The following is a 2,884-nucleotide window of genomic DNA, read 5'->3' on the forward strand; positions in this document are numbered from 1 at the left end:
GATTTTTCCCAGCACTTGTCAACATTCTGGTCTTCAATCCGAGCGTTTCTTTAATGTAAGGAACGGTATTTGTTTGATAATCAGCAGGGGCTGGGAACTGGACGGGAACCCCAGCGAGCGCTTGAGCAGCGAGGTTATAGTCTGTAAAAAAGTCAAACAATTCACTATCACCCATGACCCCACACATAGGCATAGCTCCATCGTAAGCATTTTTATATTGTTCGGCCAGTACTCCGGTAATGTGGCCGCCCATGGAATGACCCACGACATAAGTATAGTCAGCCTTGCCCACTTTTCCATTAAAAAACTTACCAAGTGCGTGAGTGTCTTTTACTCCTTGCTTCACCTCGTAACCATTCTTACTATAACTGGATGCTGCCCAAGCATATCCACTTTCAAGTAGATATTTCCTTAAGTTAGTAGGGTTATCTACGGTTAATTCTTTAATTTCTGCGTTACGGTATCCATGAGAATAGAGTACTAAATCACCGTTCCAGTTTTCTGGAACTTCTATTCTATAACCAGCTCCATTATGTACTCCCCACAATCGTTCTGTTTCTATACCATCAAGCGCTTTGAATGGAAGCTTTGCCTCATTTACAAAATACTCGGTTTTCTTGTCTGCAAATATTGTTCCAGTAGCCGTCATAACCATCAGAAGACAGATCATCGCACAAGTAGCAATTCGTTGAACCACTTAAACATTCCCCCTTCGTTATTAAGAAACACGATTTAATGACGGAATTTTCCGACTTATTCACAAACATACACTAAAAATGAAAAATATTCCAATTATTACTGCCTCAAAATAGTGACTCTAGTAAAATACCCGCTTTATTATGTTGCTTCATCCCAATCATCTTATCAGTGTCACGGAATGCACGCTTCAGATCATAAGCCAATAACTGTAGCTCTTCTAATTCGTTCATACGTTTAACTATTAGTTAGTCAAATCTATAAAAAAAGACGCCCATTCTCATGAAGCGTCTTTTTCCCAAGGGTGTTAGTCAATTTAACTTTGTTTATGAAAGTCCACTTTCTGTTTTAATTCTTCTATGACGCTTGTTAATTCACCAACTTTGGCTTTTAATTCCTCTATCTGCTGTGTAGAGTTTTCCGTATACTGCTTAAATACCTTAATCAGATTTAAACCTTCTTCTTGATTATCCCCCTGATTCAACCCGGCCATAGCATTCATCATTGAATTATCTTTCATTAGAGTTGAAGCCAGTTTCCAGATTCCGTTCATATCTACATTGGGGAGTTTTTGAGAGGATTCTGTCGATTGGTTTTTACCATTCTCTTGATTTTTCACCTTGTTCTCTCCTTATTTATAAGTAATCTGGAAAACACTTAGCTTAGCAAGTATTTTCCAGATGGGTAATCTTTAACTACTAATTGTACCCAGGATCTTGTTTAAACAATCAATAACGATTTGCTGTTGTTCAGGAGTGCCTAAGAGCACAGCAACTAGTAACGCCAACAAAAACAGCAGCGCGATAACCACAGCAACTAAAGCCATATTCTTTCCTCCCCTTTCATTTCATAGACTTTGCAAGGGACGTCTCTTACATTTAATAATCTATGAAAATAAAAGGGGGTATGCTCGTACAACAGCCTGCGTTTAGTAAAAAAGGCTCTATCACTACTAAATGATGATACTAGTTTTTATTCCTACACTTAGCTTCTTACATTATGCTGCCATGCTCGATCCACATCGATCATCCGCTTCGCAGCATAGATAAGTAAAAATTGAACAATAATGATCGGCAGACCCATGAGACCTGAGATCACTTCGAGCGGCAGTAATCCGCCAATACGCATTAGGATTAGAGCCATGACTGTAATCACCGCCGCAATAACAATTCGCAATATTTTCGGCGGTTCATGCTTACTCATATCTCTTGTACTTGTATAAGCCGCCACTGTATAGGTTGTTGAATCAAGAGTCGTCGTCAAGAAAATAAGGGCTACGATAATGAATACGATGATTGAAAACTCTCCAAGCGGAAGTGTAGAAAGAATTTCGGGTATGGCTGCCATCCTTTCACTTTCTCTAACAAGGTTTAAAACAGAAAGCTCTCCTTTGAGATATCGATGAACACCCAAACCGCCGAGTACTCCAGTAGCCACCCATGAAATTAGGGTAGGTGCTAAAAGATAAGTAAGAATCATTTCCTTGATGGTCCTTCCCCTTGAGATTTTAGCTGCGAATACACTATGGAGCATTGCCCATGTAGCACTGTAGGCATACCAAAAAACCGTGTTGCTTTGCATATGTGAAGCTTTTCCTTCATGTACTGACGCCGTATTTAACGAGATATTAAGGTATTTTGTCAGAAGGAAAGAAACACTATCTGAAAAATAGTTCATTATGAACACACCCGGTCCGGCAATGAGAATGAAGATTGCAAAAAGCCCAGCTAAATACATATTCCACGTACTTAATCGTTTGATTCCTTTTTCAATTCCTAAGTATGCACTCAATGAAAATAAGAAAACCCAAACGATCGTGACAATAATCGTCATTCCGAATGTCACATCCATGCCTAGCAATGCAGATAAATTATGCGTAATGATCGGCGCGCCCAGGCCTAATGTAACAGAAGCTCCTGCTAAAATACTGACAAGAAAGAGAATATCAAGGGCTTTTCCTGCCCAGCCATCGGTAAGTTTGTCACCGAAAATAACTCTGCATGCTTCAGAAATCCGCATTAACGGCCGTTTTCGAACATGCAAAATATACCCCATTGCGGGTGCGATCATGACGAAAATAGCAAAAACTTGGAATCCCCAAAGAAACATACTGTAAGCATTCCCCCAAAGAAGTGCTTCTGCAGAGCCTGGGTCCACTCCTGCAGGCGGATCGTTTGCTACAGAGGTC

The 2,884-nt window shown here is 40.1% G+C and carries 3 protein-coding genes and 1 pseudogene; all 4 read right to left on the reverse strand.

Annotated features, from left to right (window positions below; all coding sequences use genetic code 11):
• Nucleotides 1–697, reverse strand: a pseudogene (locus LD39_RS13850) (hypothetical protein); the annotation flags it as partial.
• Between the two features lie 315 nt (nt 698–1,012).
• The gene (locus tag LD39_RS13855; RefSeq protein ID WP_035548104.1) at nt 1,013–1,315 is read right to left on the reverse strand and encodes a hypothetical protein; all 303 of its coding nucleotides are present in this window, start codon (nt 1,313–1,315) and stop codon (nt 1,013–1,015) included.
• Between the two features lie 72 nt (nt 1,316–1,387).
• Nucleotides 1,388–1,522, reverse strand: coding sequence for a hypothetical protein (locus LD39_RS23815; RefSeq protein WP_255349890.1), 135 nt, complete (start codon nt 1,520–1,522; stop codon nt 1,388–1,390).
• 158 nt (nt 1,523–1,680) lie between these two features.
• Nucleotides 1,681–2,884, reverse strand: a 1,204-nt coding sequence (locus LD39_RS13860) for a BCCT family transporter (RefSeq protein WP_035548110.1), incomplete at its 5' end; no start/stop codon positions are given.

It is taken from the genome of Halobacillus sp. BBL2006, from assembly GCF_000786645.1.
Classification (GTDB): Bacteria; Bacillota; Bacilli; order Bacillales; family Halobacillaceae; genus Halobacillus.